Below are 25,504 nucleotides of genomic sequence, written 5' to 3'. Positions count from 1 at the left end.
GCGCCTGTACCGCAGCAGGCGCTGCTTATCGGCTAGCTAGCGTTGTTTAAACTCATTCGCCGGTATTCCCGGGGCGAGCTGTTGAAGCGACGCTTGAATGAACGGCTGAAGTGGGCAGAGTCAGTGAAGCCCCATTTATAAGCAATCTGGGTGATCGACTGTTGGCATTTCTGCTGGCTGGCAAGCTCCTCCGCGCAGCGTTCCAGGCGTTGATACTGTACGTAGCGACAGACGGATTCGTCGTGCTGTTCGAAAAGTCGGTAGAGCTGGCGGGTTGAAATATGAAACTGCTTTGCCATCAGGGCTGGGCCCAGTTCATCTTCATGCAAGTGATGGTCAATGAAGCGCAAAATGCACTCATAAAGGGTATCGCCTGCCTGTTCCAAAAGCATCGCTGAGGGTTGCTGGTTTTGGTAGATCGCGGGTAGCAGGGAAATTAATGAGTTGGTGACGCTATGGCTGATCGATTCGGTTTCAGTGGCGGTAATTTGCCCTGTGACCATGCGGCTAACGATCAGCTGCAATATCTGGCCACTAGCGCAGTTAGCCGAAATTTTCATAAAGGGGATAGGCTGCTCCCCAAAATGCCGTGTCAACTCTTCACGGGGCAAGTGGAAAGAGTCGTGCTCAATCAGGCCATGGGGCAGTATTTCGCACGCTTTCGCAGAATCCAGCAGCGCCATTTCGCCTGGGCGCATTTTGAGTTGCTGGTTATTTTGCACCAGGGTGGCCTGCCCCTGTTTCTGGACGACCAGGAAGCAGTGTTCCGTTTCATCGCTTGTTGAAGGCGGCTGACGATGGAAGATACGCTCGACGTTAGTGGTGATACCTGCAATTTCGATCCCCGCCTGATGGCGTTTAGAAACACTGCCTTGAAAGCGTTGCCGCCATTCCGGTTTGGAGTCAAAACTGCCACATACGTCACGCAATGCGGCTAACCAAGCATCAAAAGAGCGTGTTGTTGTGTTCGCTGTTTGCATGAGGTTTTCCTCATTTTTAATTTTGTTAACATTTTAATGACTATGCCTATACTCTAGGCAAAAGTAAGCAGATACACTACCTTTTATTATTCAAAAAATGAGTAAGGTTATAATGGCGGCTGGACTCGCCCCGGCTAACAACATGAACTACGTGGGCTATCTTTATGACCGTTACCCTTAAGCATTGTGGGGATGTTACCGAGCACGCTCTAAGTCTGGCGGGCTGGCAGCAGGAGTTTGACCAAGTCCAGGAAGGGCGATTTTCGGGTGATATTGTGGACATCGCCGGAGAGCAGATACGACTTGTTCGTGAAAGTGCTAATTTAGCCATATCCCAATCAATGCAGTTTCCCCCTCATCAGTGGCATCTCGTTATTCCTATCCATTGGCCAAATAATTCGATTTACCGATCTGATACGGTCACGGTCTTACCGCGCTGCGAGCAGTTCTGGAGCGTGGCATCTGCTCACTACGATCTTATGGTGGTGTCCGTTGACCGCAGCCGCTATGGCTGGCTGGAGCGCGATGACCAGCGCTTGCGTACGCTGGAAGTGCCCGCACAATGTTTGGTTGCCGTACGCCAACAGTGGCAGGCCATGACCAACTATCTGCGGATGGAGCAGGCTAACGTAGAGCCAACGCCCGCACTTCAAAGGGTGCTCTTGCAGCAGGTGGAAGAGGGGATAGATTTATTACTCAATAACGACATAAGGTCGCTAAAACACGATGAGGAGTGTTACCGAACCCGGCGCTATATAGTGGATCGCTGCCATACCTTGACCAAGGCCCAAGCGGAGGATCCACCGTCGATCATGACGCTTTGCAACCAACTGAATATTTCCCGGCGCACCCTTCAATACAGTTTCCAGGCTGAAACGGGGCAGTCGCCGGTGCACTACCTGCGTGCCTTGCGGCTTAACGCCGTTCGCCGTTCCCTTTTGCAAGAACCATGGCTCGGGGTGGCGGATGCGGCGGCTCTTCAAGGGTTTTTCCACCATAGCTACTTTAGCCGTGAGTACTGCCGCTTGTTCAAAGAACTACCTTCCGATACCCGTAAGCGCGCCCATAGTCCCTAGTCCTTCGTCAGACCGTAACGCTGGTTTGTTCGACTAAAGCACTAACGGCTAATTCGCTGTTAATTAATAAATAAAAAGCCATGTCAGCGATAGTCAAGCCATTGGCGCAAAGCGTCAATTCTTGTGGTGTTGTGCTTCATAGGCTAACGCCTACCCCGGCACGTATCGACCCCGGGCAGGAGCAACAATATGCAAGAGCAGTACGACTACATCATTATTGGCGCGGGCTCGGCTGGCTGTGTGATTGCCCATCGGCTTATTGAGCAAACCCAAGGCCGCGTGGCGCTTATCGAAGCCGGTGGCCAGGACTCGAGTCCGCTGATTCGCATGCCAGCAGCGGTTGGCAAAGTCATTCCCACGCGAACCTGGCCTTACATGACCACGCCCCATGCCGCGACGCAGGATCGCTCTATGTCGATCGCGCAAGGCAAGCTGGTGGGCGGCAGTAGCTCTGTTAACGGTATGGTCTATATCCGTGGTCATCGTGAAGACTATGATGGCTGGGTGCGTGACGAAGGCTGTGAGGGCTGGGGGTTCAACGATTTGCTGCCTTACTTTGTGCGCAGTGAGGGTAACGAATCATTATCCAATCCGTTGCACGGTACCCAGGGGCCGCTCAAGGTGAGTGAAAATCGCTATCGCCACCCGCTGTCCCAGGCCTTCATCCGCGCCGGGCAGGAGGTCGGCCTGCCATACGTTAACGATTTTAATGACAACGGTCGCCAAGGCGTCGGCTATTATCAGACGACCACTTTCAACGGCGAGCGTTACAGCAGTTCCAAGGCCTATCTGAGCGGCCTGCGGCATCACCCGCGTCTGACCATTCTGACCGACACTGAAGTAGACCGCGTGATCATCGAAAGCGGTCGGGCCACGGGAGTGGTTACTCGCCAGCTCAAGAAGGGGGCCCTAACGTTACATGCACGCCAGCAGGTTATTCTGAGCGCCGGTGCGATTGGCAGCCCCAAGATCCTGATGCATTCGGGCATCGGCCCACGGACGCATTTGGAAGAGCTGGGGATTGAGTGTCTGAGAGATCTGCCCGTTGGCGACAACCTCCAGGATCATCTCCACATGTCGATCAACGCCACCTTGAAAACACCTAATTCGCTGTACGGTGAAGATGTCGGAATCAAGGCATTGCGCCACGGTGCCGAGTGGCTGCTTTATCGCCAAGGGCTTATGACCTCGAACGTGCTGGAAGGTGGGGCCTTTCTGGATACGGCCAACGAGGGGCGCCCCGATACCCAGATCCATTTCATGCCGGTACTCGATACTTGGGATGACCCTAACGGTATTGGTAAAGGTCGCACTCATGGCATCACGCTTAAGGTGGGCCATCTCCAACCGGCTTCCCGTGGTAATGTGCGTCTCAGCGGCCCCCATCATGACCGCAAGGTGATGATCAACGCCAACTTCCTCGAGGCGCCTGAAGACCTACAGCACCAGGTGCGCTCGCTGCGCGCCGGGCTCGCGTTTCTTGAAACGCCTGCGCTCTCTAGCATTATTGACGAGGTTTTCTCCCCTCCACAAGCGCGTCAGTTGCTAGAGGCGGGGGTGGCCGGGAGCCAGGAGGCGCTTGAAGGGTTTATCCGCCAATACTGCAAAACGACTTACCATCCGGTAGGCACCTGCCGAATGGGCCCTGATGCCGAGCGCTCAGTGGTGGATCTTGATCTGCGTGTCCATGGCATTGAGGGTCTTCGCGTTATCGACTGCTCCGTTTTCCCGCGTTTACCCCGGGGGAACACCAATGCCCCGACCATTGCGGTGGCTGAAAAAGCTGCGGATCTGTTGATTGCCGCTCAATAAACAACGCACCATCCGCAATAAAGAGCGCGCCACTAATAAGGGGCGCGCTCTTTATCTTGAATGGCGGGTGTAGCCTTTAATCGCTCATATCCGGCTCGAACAGGCCTGTATTCATTTTGAATTTGACCCAGAAAAAGGCAATGGCTGAAAGTCATGGCCCGTGAGCTCGCCATTAGGCTTTCTTGGGCAGAGATAGTGTCGCCAGCAAGCTGCCGTCATTAAGCGGTTAGAGGAATAGTCTGACATAAAAAAAACCAATTGAAAGAAGCGTTAGTGAAATGATTGCAAGTAGGCTCCAGTAATTCATCAGCCTGCCTGGACGCTTATGCTTTTCAACTGTTTTTCCATTGACAGTGAAATGATTTAGGGTGGCTAAAATGGGACTTGCGATAAATACGAGTGTCATCACAAAGTTCATGAATGTGATGAATTCACCCATCATGAAATTTATAACAAGCGATGCCAACGTTGCGATCGATAACAAGATAAAAAAGAATGGTAGGCTTTTGTCAATAGATCTTGTCTCATGATCGTCCCCTGAGGAGTTTGTTATTGCGAAATAAGAAGCTGTCAAAATCCTAGGGAAGCCATCCAATACAGCCATTAATGTGGTAAACATAACGGCTAACATAGATAAGGCGACTAGGTACCCTATCCACTTACCTAGCAATGAAGAATAAATAGAAATAACCTGGCTGGCGAATCCTACTGCTCCTCCTGAAAGATCAACATTTTGCCCATGCAGTAACCCCGATCCCATCAGTAAAAAACACACGGCCAAAACCGCAGTGCCAATATAGCCGGAATTGAAGTCGATTTTTTCTTCTAATACTGAGCGCTTTCGACCTTGTGTCTTATTTTTTGCTGCTGACCAGAGTGAGTTGTTGATTGAAAGCGTTATGTCGGATGGCATTAGCCCTGTCACTGCTATAATAGTGGCAAAAGTAGCAAGACTAAAAAAAAGTGGCGTATCGCTTGTGGAAAAGCTCCATTGAATGTTGGGTAGAACGAGTGCTGTCGCAGTTAAAGTCCCTAGGGAAAGGGTGATAATGAAAAATTTATTTAATTTTTCAATTACCTTGTATCCTCCAAAAAATGTCAGCAGAGAGCACGCTAATATTAGTGTGGTTCCGATGAAAGAGGCTTCAAGTGAGATTGAAAAAATGCTCCCAGCTATCCCTGCCGTGGTGATTGCCATAGCGGCAGTAATCATTGTCATAATGGGCGCTTGTAATAGGATAAAAAGACCTACAACTGGCTTTCCAAATGTCTTTTGGTAACCTTCAATGAGCGAATTGCCTGTTGTTCCTACATAAAAGGGGCCAAACCAGAAGGCGGGATATTTAAGGACAATAGCCAAGATAATAACGGGCAGAAGAGCTAGGCCATACTCGGCACCAGCTCGTGTGGATTGGACAATATGAGACGTGCCTACTGCAGCCCCTGCGAAGAGTAGACCGGGCCCTAGGGATTTGAGGCTCGAGCTCCAATCTCTCCCTCTACTTTTTGGCTCTTTTTCTGTATAGTCTTTATAAGTCATGGCTTTTACTCTTCCGGTGGTGAGTTGCATTCAATACATGCTGGGTATTTGGCGCTTACTTACAACCTCTACCAAACTGCTAAAGAACTGTCGGTTCTAGGCTCAGTCCCCCCATAAAGTACGCCCGTGTTGGGGTCTCGTAAGATAACCTGACCTCTTCCAAACGTGATTGAATCCGTACTCTTGATTATATGGTGCCCGCGCCTCGAAAGAGCTTGAGCCAGGTGGTCTGGAAAGTGAGGCTCTACTTCAATTGTTTTGCCTTTAACCCATTTCCATCGAGGAGTATCTAGCGCAGCTTGGGGGTTTAAACCATCTACAAACATACCTGCTAATAATTGAACATGGCCTTGGGGCTGCATAAAACCACCCATGACGCCAAATGGGCCGATAGCCTTTCCCGCTTTAGTTATAAATCCAGGTATAATAGTGTGATAAGTTCTCTTGCCAGGTTGTAGTGAGTTATAGTGATTGGAGTCTAGCGAAAATGACCACCCTCTGTTTTGCAGGCTGATGCCTGTCCCTGGTACCACCACTCCGGAACCGAAGTTTTTAAAATTACTTTGAATGAACGACACCATGTTGCCATCTTTATCTGCTGTGGCTAAGTAAACCGTGCCACCTGTGATGGGGTTACCATTGACTGGGTCAATTGCTTCCTGGCTAATCAACTCTTTTCTTTTTTCTAAGTAACTCGGTAAGAGTAAATCCTCTACGCTTACTCCCATTGCTGAGTGTTCAGTGACGAACTTTAAGCCGTCAGAATATGCAAGTTTTGTGGCTTCTATACGCTGATGCAAAGTCTCTACAGGATCACCTGAGACTTTCTCAGACAGGCTATCTAACATGGCTAGTGCTTGTAGAGCGATGATGCCACTACCATTGGGAGGGATCTCCCAAATGTCGTAACCACGAAAGCGGGTAGATATAGGGCTTACCCACTCAGGGGTCATTTTCATGAGGTCATCTTTTCTTAGGAACCCTCCACTGTTTTGACAAAAAGTTTCTATCTCGTTTGCCAGTTCCCCTTGGTAAAAAGCCTTTGCCTCTGTCTCTGCGATCAAGGTGAGAGTGTTTGCATGATCTTCCGACTTCCAAACTTCACCGGGACATGGGGCTTTTCCATTGGGAGCAAAGGTTGCATACCAAGCGTCAAATATTGGGTCTTGGTAAACCTTGTACTCGTCATAGGCTTCTTCCCACAGTTGATGAACGGTGGGAGACACGGGAAAGCCGCGACGGGCTATTTCAATGGCAGGCGTTAACAACTCTTTAAACGGAAGGTTTCCAAACCGTTTTGATAGTCCAATCCAGGCGGCAGGAGCCCCCGGAACCGTAATGGGAACCATACCATGCAAGGGCATTTCCTTATGGCCCAGTGCTTTAACAGCATCAATTGAAATTGACGCTGGTGACTTGCCGCTAGCGTTTAAGCCATGCATTTCACCATCTATCCAAACGATGGCGAATGCATCTCCGCCGATACCATTTGATGTAGGTTCAACAACGGTAAGAGCTGCGGCTGTCGCGATAGCTGCATCAACGGCATTTCCGCCGTTTTTAAGGATTTCCAGCCCAACTTGAGCCGCTATGGGCTGAGACGTTGCAACCATCCCTTGATTGCTCATGCTTACCATGCGGCGTGACGAGTTAGGATAGTAAAGTGAATCCCCGAACATAAGGCCTCCTAATATGTTGATTTTTAAGTTTTAAATATATGAGAACGGGTTTTATCGTTTTATTTATAAAAATCGATTTTGTCCTTTTTCTCATTTGCCTATATTTGTTTCTTGTCTTAGCGTGCCAAAAACTTGATTCAGGTAGCCTGTAGTTGTAAAAAAGTAGATCTGAGTAACAGGAGAATACGGAACTTTCTACATTATTTTTCATGCATATTTAATGCGGTTTATGACTTGAGTCTTGGTATTGCCTTTACCTAAAAAAGCAATTGGTGACTCATTGGTAAGAAAGTAATGTTACGTCTTTACACACCTTGTATTTCGTGTAGTTGTTTGAAAATAAAGATGTTATAAAGTAATAGATGTGATTATCGACATACCATAAACCTTACCAGTGATCTGTACTTCAGCTTTAAGGTTGCGATTATTCTGGAAGTGCATCAAGCGGGGTTTCGGAACCTGAGCCGTTCGAGGCAAGCAGTGGGAGTTCCTGCTAATTGGGTTTGGAATGCGCAATTAAGGTGCACACAACATCTGCGGGAAGTTGTGGAGTCATTGTCCTGGAGTGAGCCATGCATCCTGAGCTCTGCATACAGCACTCTAGAGCAAAAATGCTGGCAAGTATCAACAAGAATCTACGGCTTAAATACTTTATATCTAAGATGAATGTGCGTTAAATATTCTTATTATATAAAGCTAATCCGTTAATATGGCGCGTAAGTTGCTTGACTAAAAAAACTTACAATAACCTTACGGTCAAGGAGAGTCATGATGAGCGTTGAGCAATTGCTTATCCAAGAACCTGCAACCAGTGGCGCGTTCTTCGAGTGCCAAACCCACGATATAATTGAGCATGCACAGACGCCCAGCGGGTGGACGCTCAATTATGAACAGGTGTCGGCCGGTAAGTTTTTAGGGCAAGTGTGTCAATTACAGCTACCTAATATTCAAATTATCGAAGATAAAACCAATCAGGCGATGATTAAAAGTGGAGAAGCCTTTAAAAACTCAATTTGTTTTAGTGTTTCAACTAATCAAAGCCCATCCGACCTGGTTTGTCTCGGCAATGTTTTTACATCCCCCGGGCTTCTTGTCTCCGATTCCCAGAATTTACCTGAATTAAGAACACCTGCGGGGTTGAGAGTGTTTAACTTAAGTGTGCAAAAGGATTTGCTAATTGAGTATATAGTTAAGCAAAATTTGGCATTTGAGCCAGGCTGTTCTCCCTATTTCTTCCCCTTCGATAATCCGCAAGGCCAGAAAGTGATAGCCCAGGCCACTGAGCGAATCTTCTTGTTAAGTAAGCAGGGAAAACTCGTAAAACCGGTACACAAGAAAAATGCTCAGGATTTACTGTTGTTGCACCTTCTGGATGCGTGTGAAACGGCTTGTTTGCCTCCCATTTCATCGACACGAAAAAAGCAGATGGTTGATCGCGCTCGAATTTACGCGATTGAGCATAGCGACACTCCCTTCTCCATCATGGACTTATGCAACCATGTAGGGGCCAGTCGAAGAAAGCTTCAATACTGTTTTCAGGATGTACTTGGCATTAGCCCAGTGTCGTTCCTACGTATTCTCCGGCTCAATGCTGTTCATAAAACGTTATGCACTTGGGGTGAAGAGAAGCAGATCCAGGATATTGCCGCAGAGTGGGGGTTCTGGCATTTGGGCCACTTTACCTCGGAGTACCGCAACCTATTTGGGGAACGCCCCTCGGATACGCGCAGCAGAACAAAAAGCAAGTTTGCCAATCTCGGATAACGCCCTTGTTGGGGTCGTCATAAGCTGAAATGGCTCATTCAGAGACATAGAGGCAATATCATGACTCCAAGAAAAACAATGCTAACCCGCATTTTATTGACACTAACCTTCGGCTATTCAGCGGCTTCCCTGGCAACCGAGAATGGCTCGCCGACGACCGCAATGGGATTGCTTGATTTTGGCGCAGGCTACCTACCACCCACAACCGACAATGGAACCCTGGGTTTTAGAACGGCGTATTACTCAACGGATGCCCAAAAGGATAACGATGGAAATGATACGGGTAATGATTTCTCGTTAGATGTCCTTTCGCTCTCGCTTGCCTATATCTATATGACGGATCAAAAAGTGCTAGGCGCTCGGTACGGCTTTGGGGCAGTCGCCCCTTTTTTCAAAATGGACGCCGATCTGCAGGTAGAGCGTGGCGGAATGACGCTGTTCAGTGACGAAGCAGATGTCTTTGAACTGGCGGATATCCAGATTTTACCAATGTTACTGCAGTGGACACCAAGCCCTAACCTGTCGATCTTTGCCCAACTCCAGATTCAGACGCCTACAGGAGACTACGACTCAGAGCGTCTCGTCTCTCCCGGATTAAATCGCTGGGCATTTACGCCTCAAGCGGCGTTTACCTATGTCAGCGAACAGGGGTATGAGGTCTCTTCTTCTTTCCAGCTTGACTTTAATACGCGTAATAAAGATACCGACTATCGGAGTGGTACTGAGTATCGCCATGAGTTCGCGGTTGGCAAGCGTGTTGGTCCGTGGACAGTCGGTGTCGGTGGCTATCACTACCAGCAAATTACCGATGATGATGCCCCAGGATTGGAAGGCGGTAATCGTGCTTCGGTCTTTGCTGCTGGACCTGCCATTGGCTTCTTTGACCCAGGGTCGTCGATTCCGCCGATCAAACTCCATGCTTATAAGGAGTTTGGTGCCCAGAACCGTACCGAGGGCTACAACATTGCTTTAACAACGTCATTCAGTTTCTGAGGGGGTTCTAATGAGCAATATACCTTTAACCCGGGAAGCGGGGCGGTCTCAAGGGGCGGTGTTGGTGCTGGGTAGCAGCCTGACCATCATGGGATCCGTCATGGTGGCGCCCATCATACCGAAACTGATCGCGGAGTTTGCGGCCAGCGAACCTCGCGTCGAGGTGCTTGCACCGCTGGCGATCACCGGCCCGGCATTAGCCATTGCCATATTCGCGCCTTTGGCGGGTTGGCTGGCGGACGGCTTTGGTCGAAAGCTTATTCTGATCTTTGCTACATTGCTTTATGCGCTGCTAGGCGCTGCACCCGCGCTTCTCAATGATCTTCAGTCGATCGTTATTGCCCGCTTTCTTTTTGGTATTAGCGAAGCCATGGTGATGACCTGTTGTACGGCGTTAATTGCCGACTATTGGCAGGGTGAGCGCAGGCTCCGTTATATCAACGCTCAGGTAATCTCTATTGCGCTTGTGGGGTCTGTGTTCTTTGTTATTGGTGGCGCTTTGGGTGAGCAATCCTGGCGTACGCCTTTCTACCTTTACCTGCTTCCTCTACTGCTCGTTATACCCATGATGAAGCTGCTATGGGAGCCTGTTTCGCGTTCGGAACAGGGGGTTGAGCCCGATAACAAACGCATTGATGTGGTTGCTTTGGTGGTCGGTTACCTGTTGATTTTTGGTGGCATGGTGTTGAGCTTTGTTGTGCCAGTGCAAACGCCGAGACTAATGGTTCAGCTTGGTATTATGTCAAGCACGCTGATTGGCATGGCGACAGGCGCCGGCTTGTTGGCATCGCTCATGGGCGCCCTGGTGTGGCCGCTTATCAGGAGAACCATCGGTATTAAATGCACCAACGCCTTGCTACTCGTGTTCATGTCCTCGGGGCTTATGCTCCTTATCAACGCCGGCTCACTTACAGGGATTCTTGTTGCGGTGGTCATACATGGTTTAGGCGCAGGGTTGTTAGTCCCCAATGCGATTACCCCGGTAATGAATGCGTTAAACAAGCGCCAAAATGGGCGGGGAATGGGCGGGTTCACCTCCTGCCTTTATTTAGGCCAGTTTGTGAGTCCTTTATGTGTGGCACTGCTGATTTCGCTGACCGGCACCCTGACGCATGCGATTGCCATGCTGGCAGTCATCGGTTTTGGGTTAGGGGCAGTTTGGTTAATTTACGCCTTGTTTGCCAAGCAGAGCGGCACTTCTCCTTTAACTACCACAGCTCATAAGTGATATTAAAATGACACGCGATATTCACACGATAATGGATAGCCAGGATGGCGTTGGCCTGGCTGATAAGGTGCGGCAAAAAGAAGTCAAGTCGACTGAACTGGTAGAGGCGGTCATCGAACGTTTGGAAGCCGTCAATCCTAAACTCAATGCATTAGCAGAGCCGCTATATGAGCAAGCGCTGAATGCTGCTAAAGGAGAGATCGATACGCAGCAGCCATTTTGCGGTGTGCCTACCTTTGTGAAAGATCTTTTTTCGCCTCTTAATGGCGCCAGGATGGCCAGCGGCTCCTTTGCTTTGGGAGAGGCGCGCGCGGAAATCGATTCTGAGGCCGTAGCGCGGCTGCGCCGGGCGGGCTGCATCTTTGTGGGCACTAGTACCTCGCCTGAATTCGGCACTTCTTACACGACTGAGTCCAGCCGGTTTGGGGCTACCCGTAACCCCTGGAATCTGGAGAGAAGCGTAGGGGGCTCGAGTGGCGGGGCCGCTGCTCTGGTGGCGTCAAGAGTGGTGCCTTTTGCACACGGCAATGATGGCGGCGGCTCCCTCCGGGTGCCGGCATCTTGCAGCGGCATTTTTGGCCTTAAGCCCACGCGGGGCAGAATGCCATCAGGCCCGATGGTGGGCGAGGGCTGGGGAGGCATGGGAACGCCCCATGCGATGACAGTGTCTGTACGCGACAGCGCAGCGTTACTCGATGCTACCAGCGGTGCTGATCTAGGCGCACCCTATGCCGCTCCGGAACAACGAAGCTCATTTTTGAGCGCCGTAGGAAGATCGCCTGGTACGCTGCGTATCGCACTGGTGGAAAGCATGACGCCCTGGGAGTCGGGTGCCGAAGCTCGAGAAGCTGTCCAGCTTACTGCCAAGTTGTGCGAGTCACTGGGGCATCGTGTCGAATCGGTAACGCTGCCGGTGAACTTACCTGAGTTCATTCATAATACCTTCAGCATCATCGCGCCCAATACACAGAATTTTATAAATACCCTCGGTGAGATGCGTGGATCCCCTGTAATGGATAGCGAACTGGAGCCCCGTACCAGAGTGATGTTGAGGGAGAAGGGCCGGATCGACGCAACAACCTACGTCGCCGCCATTGAATACATGCATGCCCTAGGCCGTTCGCTGGCAGGTTTTATGGAGGACTACGACCTGATTCTAACCCCGACCCTGACGCGTAAGCCGCCGCTCATTGGGGAACTGGATGCCTTTGACGATACCCTGTGCCTTGAGGACATCATTAACCAATTCCATAGCTACTCACCCTTTACGGCTATTTTTAACGCGACCGGTCAGCCGGCCATGTCAGTACCGTTATATTGGACCAGTGACAGCCTGCCAATAGGCAGCCATTTTGCCGCTCGGTTTGGGGACGAGAGCACGCTGCTTTCATTAGCCGCTCAGTTGGAAAGCTCGCACCCTTGGGCAAATAAGCTGCCACCCGTCAATGCAATGGCGCGATAAAACACAGTGGTGAGATTGGCTGTAAGGCAGCCGTGGTCGTTACAAAGCAGGCGTTGATAACTTATCCCCACCCCTTGCCAGCTAGGCGGTGGGGATAAGTTGGTCAGGGAATGGCTGTTTCAGGGCGTATAAGAGTAACTACAGGTCGTATTGATGGCGGCCGCTTTTGCACATTTGGTTAGTCTAAAAGTGTTTATCCAACGCTAGGACTTTCCTGATGGCACATAATTCACAACACCCTGCCCAGTGTAATATTAAAAGTATTTTCAGTGTCGCTGTTGTTTTAGGCGCCTGTTTTGTTAGCGGGCAAGCCTATTCCCAGTCAGTGAATATGGACTTTTCCAACGAATATAACGCTAATTCGATACATGCCCAGGGCGATGCGTATTTTATCGATAGCGTACGCGAACTTACCAACGATGACGTAAACATCACGCTGCATACGGGCGGCGCGCTTGGCTTTAATTCCGGAGACCATTTTTACGCGGTGGCCGATGGCGCGATTGAAATGGCCGATACGCTGTCTGGCACCATGAGCGGTATTGATTCCATTTTCCTGCTTTCCTCACTCCCTTTTATCGTCGAAGACATTGAAGATGCGCGCCGCCTTTATGAAATCGCTAAACCCCATTACGAAGCCGTGTTCGAAGAGAATGATCAGATATTGCTCTATGCTTCGCCTTGGCCGCCCAGTGGCATCTGGTCAAAAAATGCCATCAACGACCAAGCTGATTTAAGTAATCTGAAGATACGCACCTTTGATCGTAACGGAACCGAAACTTTCCGCAATGTGGGGGCCGCCCCTGTCAGCCTTTCCTGGGGGGATGTGGTTCCACAGTTGGCGACCGGGGGAATTACCGCTGTTCTCACCTCGGCCGAAGCCGGCGCCAATGGCAGTTTCTGGGAGCACCAGGATCACTTTGCCGCCATTCAATATGCTATTCCGCTCAACATGGTTCATATGAACAAGAGCGTGTTTGATGCATTAAGTGCCGAGCAGCAGGACGCCATTCTTGAAGCAGCCCGGCTGACCGACCTGCATAACTGGGAAACGGTCGAAACCCGCACCGCTGAAAACTACCAAACACTCAGTCAGCATGATGTCACTATCAATGATGCCGTTTCGCCCGCGCTTACCGATGCCCTTGCTCAGGCAGCCTCCAGCGTTGTGGAGAATTGGCTGGAATCTGCAGGTGATAGGGGCCAGGAGATCTTGGGCCAGTTCCGGGGTGAATGATGGGCTTATTTCGATTTGCCGAGCGCCTTTCGATGCTGCTGAACCGTGTCGGCGCATTGATTGCCGTGGTTCTGATCATCTATATGCTGGGCCATATCATGCTGGAGATACTTCTGCGGTCGCTGGGTAAGTCCACCTTTATCATGGATGAATACATCGGCTATGCCGTCGCCATCATGACGTTTTTAGGCCTGCCCTATGTCCTTGAAAGGGGAGGTCTGATTCGGGTCTCCCTGATCCTGGATCGCGTTCCCCAGAAATACCACTGGCCGCTGGAGCTATTCAGCAGCGTGATAACGGCAAGCTGCTTTATCTGGATCTCCCTATTCTGGTTGCAAAACGTACAGCGCAGCTATAGCCGGGGTGTTACCAGCGATACCCTTGCTGAAACCCCTATCTGGTTGCCGGAGGGCGCGGTTCTTATTGGCATGTGGTTAATCTCGCTAACCCTGGTCGTCCGCGCAATCAAGATCGTTTTACTACGCTCGCGTTATTTAGCAAACGCCCCATAACCACAAACTGACAAGGTAGCGATCATGGAGATTTTTTGGGTTGCCGTCGGCGTTGCTGCTCTACTGCTGTTTTTCCTGTCGATGGGAACTTGGATTTTTGCCTCGATGCTGGCGGTTTCCATAGGCTCGCTCTGGCTGCTTGGGGACTTTGACGCGGATCGAATCGGCCTGATTTTTTCCCGTATTCTGTATCGCGCCAGCAATAGCTGGGAGCTTTCAGCAATCCCGTTGTTTATTCTTATGGGGGAGTTGATCTTTCGCTCCAATCTCTCCGAGCGTTTGTTCAAGGGGCTGGTGCCCATTACTAGCCACCTGCCAGGCGGCATACTGCATACCAATGTTCTGGGGTGCACATTATTCGCAGCGGTTAGCGGCTCCAGCGCGGCAACCACTGCAACCATCGGTAAAATCACGACCCAAGAGCTAAAAGCGCGAGGTTATAACCGCAACCTGTCGATCGGCTCACTTGCTGGCGCAGGCAGCTTGGGTTTACTCATTCCTCCATCGATCGTCATGATTGTGTACGGTGTCCAGGCTGAAGTATCGATAAGCCAACTGTTCATGGCTGGCGTCGTTCCAGGCCTGCTGATCGCCGCCCTTTATAGTGGATACATTATTCTGTGTGCGTGGAAGAACCCCTCGCTTGCTCCAAAGCAGGAAATTCCCGGACAAACGCTGTTACAGTCACTGTTACTGCTATTGCCCATTTTGGTGCTGATTTTCATCGTTATTGGCTCGATTTACAGCGGTATCGCGACCCCCTCAGAGGCTGCTGCCGTGGGCGTGACCGCTACCTTGGTTCTGCTGGCTATTGAGCGGCAAATCAATATTTCCTTGCTCATCGAGGCTTTTCGAGGAACCCTGATGACGACCATTATGGTATGCAGCCTGCTGGTGACAGCCATGCTGTTATCAACGGCGATGGGGTATCTGCACTTGCCGCGAGAGCTGGCTAGCTGGATTGCTGCACAGAACCTGAGCCCAATGTTATTACTGCTGGCATTGGCCGTGTTTTATATTTTATTGGGACTGTTTCTGGATGGTATTTCCATCACCGTCATGAGCCTGCCGATCACGCTGCCGATTGTCCTGCTCGCAGGATTCGATCCAATTTGGTTCGGTATTTTCCTGATTATCATGATCGAACTGGGCCAAATCACGCCACCGGTTGGTTTTAATCTATTTGTGTTACAGAGTCTGACAGGCGAAAGCATCAGCCGGGTTGCGTGGGCCTCGTTGCCCTTCTTCCTGCTAATGTGTGTTGCTGCGCTTATCATAAGTATTTGGCCTCAAGTGGCGCTTTGGCTACCTCATTTTATGGCAGGCTGAATAAAGGAGCCGGTTGCTCGGAGCGCACCGGCATTTGCAGGCGCGATGACAGTCGTTTAGCCGATTGTCTGCCGCTCATTATGTACGGAGACTGCCTACTGAGACGCTTCGCAGGCTAACGACGCCATTACCAAGGCGCTCTGTTCCCACACCGCCTACAAGGCGTATCTTTCCTCCCCTCTCAATGGTTTCGGAAGCGACCTCCAGTGTTGCATTTGCGACTGATCGCCAGATTCGCGTGATAGTGTTGTCGCTTTCCGTCCTGTTCATGCCAATATACGACCAAAGAGCAATGCCACCCCTGCACAAGTGAGTATTCACTGCTGTGATAGGAAACTAAAAGACGCCAGCGACACCTATATACTAATAAGAAAAAAATCGATGATGTAAAGGTGACGGAGGGTAAAACCATGACATCAAATCAAGCAAAAGACCCGACAGCAAATACCAATCGTGCGGGCGAACCGCAAACCCTTGGCTTTCTACTGTTAGATAATTTCACACTGATTTCTCTGGCATCGGCAATAGACCCTTTGCGGATGGCTAATCAACTGGCTGGGCGCGAGCTGTATCGCTGGTACACCCTGACCCAAGACGGGCTGCCCGTGCGCGCCAGTGATGGGCTGCAGGTGACGCCGGATGCCTCTATGCATACCCCTCTATCGCTTGAGTGGGTGGTTGTTTGTGGCGGGGTTGGCCCTCATCACAGTGTCAATCGCGAGCATGTGCGCTGGCTTCAGTCGCAGTCGCGTCAGTTAAAACGCTTAGGCTCGGTATGTACGGGCAGTTGGGCGCTAGGTCAGGCGGGATTGCTGGATCACTATCAAACCAGTGTGCACTGGGAGTGTTTGGCATCCATGCAGGAGGCGTTCCCCAACGTCATTCTGACGCCGCACCTTTTCTCTATTGATCGTGATCGATTTACCGCTTCTGGCGGCACTGCGCCGCTCGATATGATGCTCAACCTGATTGCTCACGACCATGGGCGCGAGCTTTCGGCAGGCATCTCCGAGATGTTTATCTATGAACGCGTGCGTAACGAGCAGGATCAGCAGCGGGTACCTCTGAAGCACGTGTTGGGCACCACTCAGCCTAAGTTGTTAGAGATTGTGGCGTTGATGGAATCCAACCTGGAAGAGCCCATCGAGCTCGATGAACTGGCAAGCTATGTGAATGTTTCACGGCGCCAGTTGGAGCGGTTGTTCCAGCGTTATTTGCTTTGCTCACCATCTCGCTATTACCTCAAGCTGCGTTTGGTGCGCGCGCGGCAATTGCTCAAACAAACGCCCTTGTCGATTATCGAGATTGCCTCTGTTTGCGGTTTTGTGTCCACGCCCCATTTTTCCAAGTGTTATCGTGAATACTTTGGTGTACCGCCGAGAAATGAGCGCTTGGGGGTGCATGACCGGCAAGGAAGTAACCTTGCTAAGTCGCCATCGTTAATTCAGCGATGGGGGGGTGAGCCTTACAAAAGCGAACCTCTTTCGAGTGCCCAGCAGGCGCTTGCCCATGCCCAGGGTGAGCCTACCTTTGCCAGCGTGCCGCTACTGCGCTGATAGGTACTTCGTCGCCACTATTTCAAACCTGTTGCCCACCTCCGGGCAGCAGGTTTTTTAGTAGCTGCTATCACTAAAGTACTCCTCCTCCTCTACAAAGGTTAGCGGGTGCGTGGGTAGTGGTCGTGTTCTCGACATCATGACGCTTTTGGAATTTCCGCCGTCGTTTCCAAGAGCAGCTAAACCCAACGTCAGCGCTATGCTCGCTACATTAACCAATGTTGGAGCTTAGCTATGACCCCCTCTGAACTGCACAATGACGCTATCGTCATTGATGGCCTGATCATCGCCAAATGGAATCGTGAGTTGCTTGAGGACATGCGTCGCGGCGGTCTTACCGCTGCCAACTGCACAGTCTCAGTGTGGGAAGGTTTTCAGGCCACGGTCGATAATATCGTCAAGTCCAACCAGTTGATGGCGGAGTGTAGTGACCTGGTGCGCCCTGTTCGCACCACCGCTGACATCACTCGCGCCAAAGAAGAGGGCAAAACCGGCATCATCTTCGGCTTTCAGAATGCCCATGCCTTTGAAGACCAAATTGGCTACGTTGAGATCTTCAAACAGCTGGGCGTGGGTATCGTACAGATGTGCTACAACACCCAGAATCTGGTGGGGACCGGCTGCTACGAGCGTGACGGCGGCCTGTCTGGCTTCGGCCGCGAAATCGTTGCCGAGATGAACCGGGTTGGCATCATGTGCGACCTTTCTCACGTCGGTGCCAAGACCTCTGAAGAGGTCATTCTTGAGTCCAAAAAGCCAGTTTGCTACTCCCACTGCCTGCCCTCCGGCCTCAAAGAGCATCCGCGCAACAAATCCGATCAAGAGCTGAAGTTCATAGCCGACCACGGCGGTTTTGTTGGTGTCACCATGTTTGCGCCGTTCCTCAAAAAGGGCATCGACTCAACCATCGAAGACTACTGCGAGGCGATCGAGTACGTCATGAATATCGTCGGTGAGGACGCTATCGGCATCGGTACCGATTTCACCCAAGGGCATGGTCAAGAGTTTTTCGAGTGGCTGACCCACGACAAGGGCTACGCCCGTCGTCTCACTGACTTTGGCAAGATCATCAATCCCAAAGGAATCCGCACCATTGGGGAGTTCCCCAATCTCACCGAGGCACTCCTCAAGCGCGGCTTAAGTGAGACCCAGGTGCGCAAGATCATGGGAGAGAACTGGGTGCGCGTACTCAAGGATGTGTGGGGGAGCTGATGAGTCCTACTCACGCGGCTTTACCGGCGATAGGCCTACGAGGGGGCGCTGTGAATCCCTCCCTGGACGCTACTTTTGCCATCCATGGCAAAAGACCCCCTCTACGGCCTATCCCCGGCGGCGCTCGCCTTGCAGAACGGCTGCTTAGCTACTCCATAACAATCAAGATTTGAGGAATACAACCGTGACCAAACTGGCCCCCGCACTGCCCATCGAAGTGGATAGCGAAACAGGTGTCTGGACGACCGATGCTCTGCCTATGCTCTATGTGCCACGGCACTTCTTTATCAATAACCACGTAGCCGTAGAAGAGGCGCTAGGTGCTGAGAAGTATGCCGAAATTCTTTATCACGCAGGCTACAAGAGCGCCTGGCACTGGTGTGAGAAAGAGGCCGAGCTACACGACATTAGCGGAGAGGCGGTATTTGAGCACTACATGACCCGCCTTTCCCAGCGCGGTTGGGGGCTATTCATTACTGAACAGATTGATCTCGACTCGGGCACTGCTCAAGTACGACTTGAGCACAGCGCTTTTGTTTACCAGCTTGGCAAAACCGGGAACAAGGAAGAGTACATGTTCACCGGTTGGTTCGCCGGTGCCATGGATCAAATCCTCGCTGCCCGCGGAAGTTCACTGCGTACCGTTGCTGAGCAGACGCAGAGTGCAGCCGAACCTGGCTGTGATGTAGGCATCTTCGCCGTCCAGCCGCTGACCGACGCTGCCCGCTAACTGGGGTACGAGGAGAGACAAACATGGCATTCGACGCAATTTTCGAGCCGATCGAGATCGGTAAGCTGACTATCCGCAACCGTGTGGTCAGCACCGCTCACGCCGAGGTGCATGCCACCGACGGCGGTATGACTACTGAGCGCTACGTCAGGTACTACGAGGAGAAGGCCAAAGGTGGTTGTGGCCTGTGTATTTGTGGTGGCTCATCGGTGGTCTCCATCGATAGCCCTCAGGGCTGGTGGAGCTCGGTAAACCTGTCTACTGATCGCATTATTCCGCACTTCCAGAATTTGGCCGATGCCGTGCATAAGCATGGCGGCAAGATCATGATCCAGATTACCCATATGGGGCGCCGCTCCCGCTGGGACGGTTTCGACTGGTCGACCCTGGTATCACCCTCCGGTATCCGTGAGCCGGTGCACCGCTCGACCTGTAAGACCATTGAGGAAGAAGAGATCTGGCGTATTGTCGGCGACTTTGCCCAGGCCGCACGCCGGGCTAAGGAAGGGGGCCTCGACGGTGTTGAGCTCTCTGCCGTGCACCAGCATTTGATCGATCAGTTCTGGAGCCCACGGGTCAACAAGCGTGAGGACGAGTGGGGCGGTAGCTTCGAGAATCGTATGCGCTTCGGTATGGAAGTGCTTAAAGCCGTGCGTGCTGAAGTGGGCGACGACTTCTGCGTCGGTATGCGCATTTGCGGCGACGAGTTCCACCCGGACGGTCTTTCTCACGACGATATGAAGCAGATCGCCGCCTACTACGATGCCACCGGTATGGTGGACTTCTTCGGCGTTATCGGTTCTGGCTGCGACACTCACAACACCCTGGCCAACGTTATCCCTAATATGTCCTACCCGCCGGAGCCTTTCCTACACCTGGCGGCGGGGATCAAGGAAGTGGTGAACGTCCCGGTGATCCACGCCCAGAACATTAAAGACCCCAATCAGGCCCAGCGTATCCTCGAAGGGGGCTACGTCGACCTGGTGGGCATGACCCGAGCACATATTGCCGACCCTCACCTGATCGCCAAGATCAAGATGGGCCAGATTGATCAAATCAAGCAGTGCGTGGGAGCTAACTACTGCATCGACCGCCAGTACCAGGGGCTTGACGTACTGTGCATTCAAAACGCCGCGACATCCCGTGAATACATGGGGCTGCCCCACATCATTGAGAAAACCGAGGGCGCCAAACGCAAAGTCGTCGTAGTAGGCGGTGGCCCCGGCGGTATGGAGGCAGCTAGGGTAGCCGCTGAACGCGGTCACGATGTCACTCTGTTTGAGGCCGCTGACGCCTTGGGCGGGCAGATCACGATTGCCGCCCAGGCACCCCAACGTGACCAGATCGCCGGTATCACCCGCTGGTTCCAGCTGGAGCTGGCGCGGCTGAAAGTCGACCTGCGTCTGGGCACCCGCGCCGATGAGGCGACGCTGCTCGATCTGCGCCCGGATATCGTGGTGCTTGCCACCGGTGGCCAGCCCTTCCTTAGCCAGCACCCAGAGTGGGGCTACTCGGAGAATGCCGAGGAGAGCCTGGTGGTCAGCACCTGGGATATTCTCTCAGGCAAAGTGGCGCCAGGTAAGAACGTGCTGATTTATGACGCCATTTGCGAATTCTCCGGCGTCTCGGCGGCGGATTTTCTCGCCGACAAGGGCGCCAAGGTGGAGATCGTCACCGACGATATCAAGCCCGGCGCGGCGGTGGGCGGTACCACCTTCCCCACCTACTACCGCAGCCTCTACGAGAAGGAGGTGATCATGTCCTCCGACCTGATGCTGCATAAGGTTTACCGCGAGGGCGACGGACTGGTGGCGGTGCTTGAAAATGAGTACACCGGCGCTTTGGAAGAGCGTGTGGTGGATCAGGTAGTGGTCGAGAACGGCGTGCGCCCTGATGAAGCGCTCTACTACGCCCTCAAAGAGCAGTCCCGCAACAGGGGGCAGGTGGATCTGGAAGCACTCTATGCAATCCAGCCGCAGCCTTGTCTGAGCGAGTCAGGAGATGGTTTCCTGCTGTTCCGACTAGGCGACTGCACGGCACCGCGTAATACCCATGCGGCCATCTACGATGCCTTGCGAATCTGCAAGGACTTTTGACCTGAGCGAGAGCCGGGGCGCCGGGGGCAGGCCGTAGCGAGGGTCTTTTGCCAGGGCCGTAAAACAGTTCCATACGTTTACGGCATTTCCGCCATCCATGGCGGTCAGATGGCAAAAGTAGCGCCCAGGGATGGGTTTACAGCGCCCTCGCAGAGGTCTGCCGCCGGAACAGCCCCGCCGCGAAAGAAGAGGTGAGTACCATGCTCGAAACGCTCTTGCCGATACTGATTTTTACTGCCCTGGCCCTGGCAGTAATCGGCGCTGTACGCCGTATACGCCTGTGGCGTCAGGGGCGCCCATCGCGGGTGAACCTGTTCAAGGGATTGGTGGCCCTGCCACGCCGCTATTTGGTGGATCTGCACCATGTGGTGGGGCGCGACAAAATGATCTCCAACACCCACGTGGCCACCGCCGGTGGCTTCGTGGCCGCCGCCGTGCTGATGATCCTGGTGCACGGTCTGGGGATCGCCAACCCATTGCTAGGCGGATTACTGCTACTGGCGAGCACCTCCATGTTCGTTGGTAGCCTCTTCGTGGCACGGCGGCGGCTTAACCCTCCAGCCCGGCTCTCCAAGGGCCCCTGGATGCGCCTGCCCAAGAGTCTGATGGCGTTCTCGATAGGCGTCTTCCTGATCACGCTGCCCACGGTAGGTCTGCTGCCCGAAGGTTTGCTTGAAGGGGGCAGTAGTTGGCTGCTGGCGCTGGTATTAGCGGGCGTCGTGGCCTGGGGCCTGGGGGAAATGTTTTTTGGCATGACCTGGGGCGGGCCCATGAAGCACGCCTTTGCCGGTGCCCTGCATCTGGCTTTCCATCGCCGCGCCGAGCGCTTCTCCACGAAAAAAGGCGGCGCTGGCCGCTCAACGGGCCTCAAGGCGCTCAACCTTGAGGATGAAGCGGCGCCTCTAGGCGTGGAAAAGCCTGCCGACTTTACCTGGAACCAGCTGTTGGGCTTCGACGCCTGCGTGCAGTGCGGTCGCTGCGAGGCGGTGTGCCCGGCATTTGCCGCCGGTCAGCCGCTTAACCCCAAGAAGCTGATCCAGGACATGGTGGTGGGTATGGCCGGGGGCAGCGATGCCGCCTATGCCGGTTCCCCTTACCCTGGCAAGCCGGTAGGTGAGCACGCAGGCTCTCCTCATGGGCCCATCGTGGCGCTGGAAGGAAAAGCGTTGGTCGACGCCGATACGCTCTGGTCGTGTACGACCTGCCGCGCCTGCGTGGAAGAGTGTCCGATGATGATCGAACACGTGGATGCGATTGTCGATATGCGCCGCTACCTGACCCTGGAGCGCGGCAAAACGCCCAATAAAGGTGCCGAGGTGCTCGACAATTTGATCGCCACCGACAATCCCGGTGGTTTCGATCCTGGCTCGCGACTCAACTGGGCGGCGGATCTTAACCTACCGCTCATGTCAGATATTAAGCAGGTCGATGTGCTGCTGTGGCTAGGGGATGGCGCCTTTGATATGCGCAACCAGCGCACCTTGCGCGCACTGGTCAAAGTGCTGCGCGCCGCTGAAGTCGATTTCGCGGTGTTGGGTACCGAAGAGCGCGATAGCGGCGACGTGGCCCGGCGTCTGGGCGATGAGGCGACGTTCCAATCCCTGGCGAAGCGCAATATTGACACCCTGGCCAAGTATCGCTTCCTGCAGATTGTTACCTGCGATCCCCACAGCTTTCATGTGCTGGGCAATGAGTATGGAGAGCTAGGCGGACATTACGAGGTACGTCACCATAGTACCTTTATCGCCGAACTATTTGATGCTGGTCGGTTGACCTTTGCCCCTTGGAAAGGTGGCAGCGTTACCTATCACGACCCGTGTTACCTGGGGCGCTATAACGGTGAATTTGATGCCCCCCGTAACGTGCTTAAGGCGCTGGGCATCGAGGTCAAGGAGATGGAACGCTCCGGCTTCCGCTCGCGCTGCTGCGGCGGTGGCGGCGGGGCACCGATTACCGATATTCCCGGTGAACGGCGGATTCCCGATATGCGCATGAACGATGTCAAGGAGAGCGGTGCTGAGCTGGTGGCGGTGGGCTGCCCGCAGTGTACCGCCATGCTGGAAGGCGTGGTGGATGCCAGCGCCGAAGTGCGCGATATCGCCGAACTGGTGGCCGATGCGCTGGTTGAGCGTTCCGCTGACGATGTGTCCGGCGCATCCCGCCGCACCACTGCATCGACGACTGCTGAAGAGGTGATCGTATGAGTGAAATTATTCGCCGCGACCCACGTCGTGAGTGGATCGCCCGAAACCGTCTGCACCCCGACAACGCCGCCGTGCTGGCCGCCCTGGGTGTAAACAGGGCCGGCGGAGCGGTCAGCGAATGGATGGGCCCCAGCGGCGTGGTGCGCAAAGATCCTCGTGCCGTCGGCTTTATCGGCCCCAATGGCGTCAAACGGATTGATCGTAGTGGCCTCCAGCAAGGGGGGCAGGCCACCGCGGCCACCACGGCGGCCCGCGATAGCCGCCGCACGGTGACCATTGATCAGCCCGCCTTCCTGGTGGCCGTGGTGCCCGACCTGACCGGCGGGCGTCTCTCCGGGCATGACAAGGATCTGCTGGGCCTAGCCCGGCGCGTGGCGGATGCCGACGCCGAACAGCCCGGCGCCGTGGTGGCGATCCTGTTTGGTGAGCATAAGGAAGAAGCGCTGGGCGACGCCGGTATCGATCGCGTCGTGCATCTTGATGATGAGTTTTACGCAGGGTTTGCGCCTGAAGCGCGTCTGGCGGCTTTAAGCGCCGTCGAGCGGGAGATGACGCCGCGCTTCTGGCTATTGCCAGACTCACCCCTGGGCGGAGCCGATCTGGGGCGGCGGCTTGCCTTACGTCTGGGTGAACGCGCTGCCACTGGGGTGTGGCAGGTGGAAGCGGATAATGAGGCCTCTTTGGGTTGGCGCTGCACGGCCCGTGGCGGCGCTGGGAGCCTGGATATCCAGCGCCCTCTGCCGTGGGTTGCCCTGGCGCTGGCCGAGTGCGCCGAGCCGGTGGATGAGACCCGGCATGCGGCCGAGCACCTGACTCTGACAGCGTCAATTCCCACCACTCTATCGCGCATTGAAGACCTGGGACAGGTGGCGGTGGATCCCGCCGGCGTGGCGCTGGCCGAGGCTGAGTTCATCCTCTCCGGTGGCAACGGCGTCAAGCAGTGGGACGCCTTCCACCATGCTGCGAAAGTCCTCGGCGCTACCGAAGGGGCCTCGCGTGTCGCGGTAGACGACGGCTTTATGGCCCGCGATCGCCAGGTGGGCGCTACCGGCACCTGGGTAACCGCCCGAGTTTATATGGCGGTGGGTATTTCAGGCGCTATCCAGCACCTGCAGGGCATTCAGCGCTGCGACAAGGTGGTGGCGATCAATCTCGATCCGGGGTGCGACATCATCAAGCGTGCCGACCTGGCGGTGATTGGTGACAGCACGCAAATTCTGGCCGCGCTAGTGGCCATGGTGGAACAGCAGCGGGGAGGGCAGCGCGATGCAGCCTGATCTACACCAAAAGCAACAACAGGGAATCGACGTGGCGGTGCTGGTCTCCATCGGCCGTCACCCTACCACCGGCCGTGCGAGGCGTGCTGAACAGGACGCACGGGGCCTGGAGCTTGCGCTGGCCATAGAGGCCGAGCTGCCGGGCACCCGGATCAGCATGCTCCACGCGGGTTCCCAGGACGATAGCAGCGAAGCGGCTCTGCGCGGCTACCTGGGCATGGGGCTCGAGTCCATGACCCTGCTCGAACAGCCCGAGGGCAGCGATGCCATTCTGCCCCTGGTAGAACATTTAGCCGCTACCTCGCCTCAGCTCGTGATCACCGGCGCCCGGGCAGAGCGCGGTGAAGGCTCTGGGCTTTTGCCCTATGCGTTAGCAGAGCATCTCGGTTGGCCATTGGTTAATAGTTTGGCGTCGGTAGAAAAGGTGGAAAATGGCGTGGTAACGCTGCTTCAGGCGTTGCCAAGGGGCCAGCGTCGCCGTCTCAAGGTGCGCCTGCCCGCCATCATTAGCGTGGATGAGGCAGCGCCGGTGGCGCGCCAGAGTGCCTTCGGCCCGGCGCGCCGGGCCACCTTTGCGATCACGACCACTACCTCCGAAGCCGACAGCGAGCTGGCCCAGTGGCATCTGGCCCCTGCACGTAAACGGCCTAAGCGTCTGAAAATCGTTAAAGCTGCGTCAGCCAGGGATCGCTTCAAGGCGGCAGCTTCCAAGTCGGAGGGCAAAGGCGGGCAGGTGCTCACCGACGTTACCCCCGAACAGGGCGCCGAGGCGATCTACAAGCTGCTCAAGGAAGAGGATGTGCTGCGCTGAACCAGC

19 protein-coding genes are annotated in these 25,504 nt (G+C 53.9%); 16 read left to right on the top strand and 3 right to left on the bottom strand.

The window, feature by feature from the left end; all coding sequences use genetic code 11:
• Nucleotides 1-32: 32 nt before the first annotated feature.
• Nucleotides 33-980 carry a transcriptional regulator FeaR gene (gene feaR, locus SR894_RS19305; RefSeq protein ID WP_223288572.1) on the bottom strand — a complete coding sequence of 316 codons (948 nt, stop codon included), beginning with the start codon at nt 978-980 and terminating at the stop codon, nt 33-35.
• Nucleotides 981-1,144: 164 nt separating this feature from the next.
• Between feaR and SR894_RS19300 the strand changes: the two genes are divergently transcribed.
• Nucleotides 1,145-2,056, top strand: a complete 912-nt coding sequence (locus SR894_RS19300) for a helix-turn-helix domain-containing protein (RefSeq protein WP_223288571.1) — start codon at nt 1,145-1,147, stop codon at nt 2,054-2,056.
• Nucleotides 2,057-2,245: 189 nt separating this feature from the next.
• A complete protein-coding gene (locus SR894_RS19295) occupies nt 2,246-3,868 on the top strand; it encodes a GMC family oxidoreductase (protein WP_223288570.1) in 1,623 nt (540 codons plus the stop codon).
• Between the two features lie 226 nt (nt 3,869-4,094).
• Here the strand turns inward: SR894_RS19295 and SR894_RS19290 are convergent, their stop codons facing one another.
• Both SR894_RS19290 and SR894_RS19285 read right to left on the bottom strand, forming a co-directional pair.
• Nucleotides 4,095-5,438, bottom strand: coding sequence for an NRAMP family divalent metal transporter (locus SR894_RS19290; protein ID WP_223288569.1), 1,344 nt, complete (start codon nt 5,436-5,438; stop codon nt 4,095-4,097).
• A gap of 38 nt (nt 5,439-5,476) precedes the next feature.
• On the bottom strand, nt 5,477-7,087 hold the full coding sequence (locus tag SR894_RS19285; protein WP_223288568.1) for a gamma-glutamyltransferase family protein: 1,611 nt from the start codon (nt 7,085-7,087) through the stop codon (nt 5,477-5,479).
• 768 nt (nt 7,088-7,855) lie between these two features.
• On the opposite strand from SR894_RS19285, the gene SR894_RS19280 reads away from it, so the two are divergent.
• The 14 genes from SR894_RS19280 (at nt 7,856) to etfB (ending at nt 25,498) form a co-directional block, all read left to right on the top strand.
• Entirely contained in the window at nt 7,856-8,851 is a 996-nt protein-coding gene (locus tag SR894_RS19280; protein ID WP_287018379.1) for a helix-turn-helix domain-containing protein, read from the top strand.
• A gap of 78 nt (nt 8,852-8,929) precedes the next feature.
• The gene (locus SR894_RS19275; protein WP_246638176.1) at nt 8,930-9,844 is read left to right on the top strand and encodes a SphA family protein; all 915 of its coding nucleotides are present in this window, start codon (nt 8,930-8,932) and stop codon (nt 9,842-9,844) included.
• Between the two features lie 10 nt (nt 9,845-9,854).
• Nucleotides 9,855-11,072 (top strand): MFS transporter, encoded by a 1,218-nt coding sequence (locus SR894_RS19270; RefSeq protein WP_223288565.1) that lies wholly within the window; start codon nt 9,855-9,857, stop codon nt 11,070-11,072.
• A gap of 7 nt (nt 11,073-11,079) precedes the next feature.
• A complete protein-coding gene (locus SR894_RS19265) occupies nt 11,080-12,534 on the top strand; it encodes an amidase (RefSeq protein WP_223288564.1) in 1,455 nt (484 codons plus the stop codon).
• 217 nt (nt 12,535-12,751) lie between these two features.
• Entirely contained in the window at nt 12,752-13,771 is a 1,020-nt protein-coding gene (locus tag SR894_RS19260) for a TRAP transporter substrate-binding protein (protein WP_223288563.1), read from the top strand.
• A complete protein-coding gene (locus tag SR894_RS19255) occupies nt 13,771-14,283 on the top strand; it encodes a TRAP transporter small permease (protein WP_133732008.1) in 513 nt (170 codons plus the stop codon). The genes SR894_RS19260 and SR894_RS19255 overlap by 1 nt, the downstream gene beginning before the upstream one ends.
• Nucleotides 14,284-14,307: 24 nt before the next feature.
• On the top strand, nt 14,308-15,612 hold the full coding sequence (locus SR894_RS19250; protein ID WP_133732009.1) for a TRAP transporter large permease: 1,305 nt from the start codon (nt 14,308-14,310) through the stop codon (nt 15,610-15,612).
• Between the two features lie 410 nt (nt 15,613-16,022).
• Complete coding sequence (gbdR, locus tag SR894_RS19245) at nt 16,023-17,168, top strand: choline metabolism transcriptional regulator GbdR (protein WP_133732010.1); 1,146 nt, start codon at nt 16,023-16,025, stop codon at nt 17,166-17,168.
• Nucleotides 17,169-17,402: 234 nt separating this feature from the next.
• Entirely contained in the window at nt 17,403-18,380 is a 978-nt protein-coding gene (locus SR894_RS19240) for a dipeptidase (RefSeq protein ID WP_223288562.1), read from the top strand.
• A 184-nt stretch (nt 18,381-18,564) separates the two neighbouring features.
• Nucleotides 18,565-19,110 (top strand): DUF5943 domain-containing protein, encoded by a 546-nt coding sequence (locus tag SR894_RS19235; RefSeq protein WP_133732011.1) that lies wholly within the window; start codon nt 18,565-18,567, stop codon nt 19,108-19,110.
• A 23-nt stretch (nt 19,111-19,133) separates the two neighbouring features.
• On the top strand, nt 19,134-21,206 hold the full coding sequence (dgcA, locus tag SR894_RS19230; RefSeq protein ID WP_223288561.1) for a dimethylglycine demethylation protein DgcA: 2,073 nt from the start codon (nt 19,134-19,136) through the stop codon (nt 21,204-21,206).
• 200 nt (nt 21,207-21,406) lie between these two features.
• On the top strand, nt 21,407-23,410 hold the full coding sequence (locus SR894_RS19225; protein WP_223288560.1) for a (Fe-S)-binding protein: 2,004 nt from the start codon (nt 21,407-21,409) through the stop codon (nt 23,408-23,410).
• The gene (gene etfA, locus SR894_RS19220) at nt 23,407-24,687 is read left to right on the top strand and encodes an electron transfer flavoprotein subunit alpha (protein WP_223288559.1); all 1,281 of its coding nucleotides are present in this window, start codon (nt 23,407-23,409) and stop codon (nt 24,685-24,687) included. The genes SR894_RS19225 and etfA overlap by 4 nt, the downstream gene beginning before the upstream one ends.
• Nucleotides 24,677-25,498: an electron transfer flavoprotein subunit beta gene (etfB, locus tag SR894_RS19215; RefSeq protein ID WP_223288558.1), complete on the top strand. Its 822-nt coding sequence runs from the start codon at nt 24,677-24,679 to the stop codon at nt 25,496-25,498. The genes etfA and etfB overlap by 11 nt, the downstream gene beginning before the upstream one ends.
• The last annotated feature ends 6 nt before the right edge of the window (nt 25,499-25,504 follow it).

The organism is Vreelandella neptunia (genome assembly GCF_034479615.1).
GTDB lineage: Bacteria > Pseudomonadota > Gammaproteobacteria > Pseudomonadales > Halomonadaceae > Vreelandella > Vreelandella neptunia.
The sequence above is the reverse complement of the archived record's forward strand: the minus strand, read 5'-3'. Positions and strand labels throughout refer to the sequence as shown.

What these genes read in the sequence shown, in the direction of transcription:
- feaR (WP_223288572.1), bottom strand. Translation starts at nt 980, where the DNA reads ATGCAAACAGCGAACACAACAACACGCTCTTTTGATGCTTGGTTAGCC.
- SR894_RS19300 (WP_223288571.1), top strand. Translation starts at nt 1,145, where the DNA reads ATGACCGTTACCCTTAAGCATTGTGGGGATGTTACCGAGCACGCTCTA.
- SR894_RS19295 (WP_223288570.1), top strand. Translation starts at nt 2,246, where the DNA reads ATGCAAGAGCAGTACGACTACATCATTATTGGCGCGGGCTCGGCTGGC.
- SR894_RS19290 (WP_223288569.1), bottom strand. Translation starts at nt 5,438, where the DNA reads ATGCAACTCACCACCGGAAGAGTAAAAGCCATGACTTATAAAGACTAT.
- SR894_RS19285 (WP_223288568.1), bottom strand. Translation starts at nt 7,087, where the DNA reads ATGTTCGGGGATTCACTTTACTATCCTAACTCGTCACGCCGCATGGTA.
- SR894_RS19280 (WP_287018379.1), top strand. Translation starts at nt 7,856, where the DNA reads ATGATGAGCGTTGAGCAATTGCTTATCCAAGAACCTGCAACCAGTGGC.
- SR894_RS19275 (WP_246638176.1), top strand. Translation starts at nt 8,930, where the DNA reads ATGCTAACCCGCATTTTATTGACACTAACCTTCGGCTATTCAGCGGCT.
- SR894_RS19270 (WP_223288565.1), top strand. Translation starts at nt 9,855, where the DNA reads ATGAGCAATATACCTTTAACCCGGGAAGCGGGGCGGTCTCAAGGGGCG.
- SR894_RS19265 (WP_223288564.1), top strand. Translation starts at nt 11,080, where the DNA reads ATGACACGCGATATTCACACGATAATGGATAGCCAGGATGGCGTTGGC.
- SR894_RS19260 (WP_223288563.1), top strand. Translation starts at nt 12,752, where the DNA reads ATGGCACATAATTCACAACACCCTGCCCAGTGTAATATTAAAAGTATT.
- SR894_RS19255 (WP_133732008.1), top strand. Translation starts at nt 13,771, where the DNA reads ATGGGCTTATTTCGATTTGCCGAGCGCCTTTCGATGCTGCTGAACCGT.
- SR894_RS19250 (WP_133732009.1), top strand. Translation starts at nt 14,308, where the DNA reads ATGGAGATTTTTTGGGTTGCCGTCGGCGTTGCTGCTCTACTGCTGTTT.
- gbdR (WP_133732010.1), top strand. Translation starts at nt 16,023, where the DNA reads ATGACATCAAATCAAGCAAAAGACCCGACAGCAAATACCAATCGTGCG.
- SR894_RS19240 (WP_223288562.1), top strand. Translation starts at nt 17,403, where the DNA reads ATGACCCCCTCTGAACTGCACAATGACGCTATCGTCATTGATGGCCTG.
- dgcA (WP_223288561.1), top strand. Translation starts at nt 19,134, where the DNA reads ATGGCATTCGACGCAATTTTCGAGCCGATCGAGATCGGTAAGCTGACT.
- SR894_RS19225 (WP_223288560.1), top strand. Translation starts at nt 21,407, where the DNA reads ATGCTCGAAACGCTCTTGCCGATACTGATTTTTACTGCCCTGGCCCTG.
- etfA (WP_223288559.1), top strand. Translation starts at nt 23,407, where the DNA reads ATGAGTGAAATTATTCGCCGCGACCCACGTCGTGAGTGGATCGCCCGA.
- etfB (WP_223288558.1), top strand. Translation starts at nt 24,677, where the DNA reads ATGCAGCCTGATCTACACCAAAAGCAACAACAGGGAATCGACGTGGCG.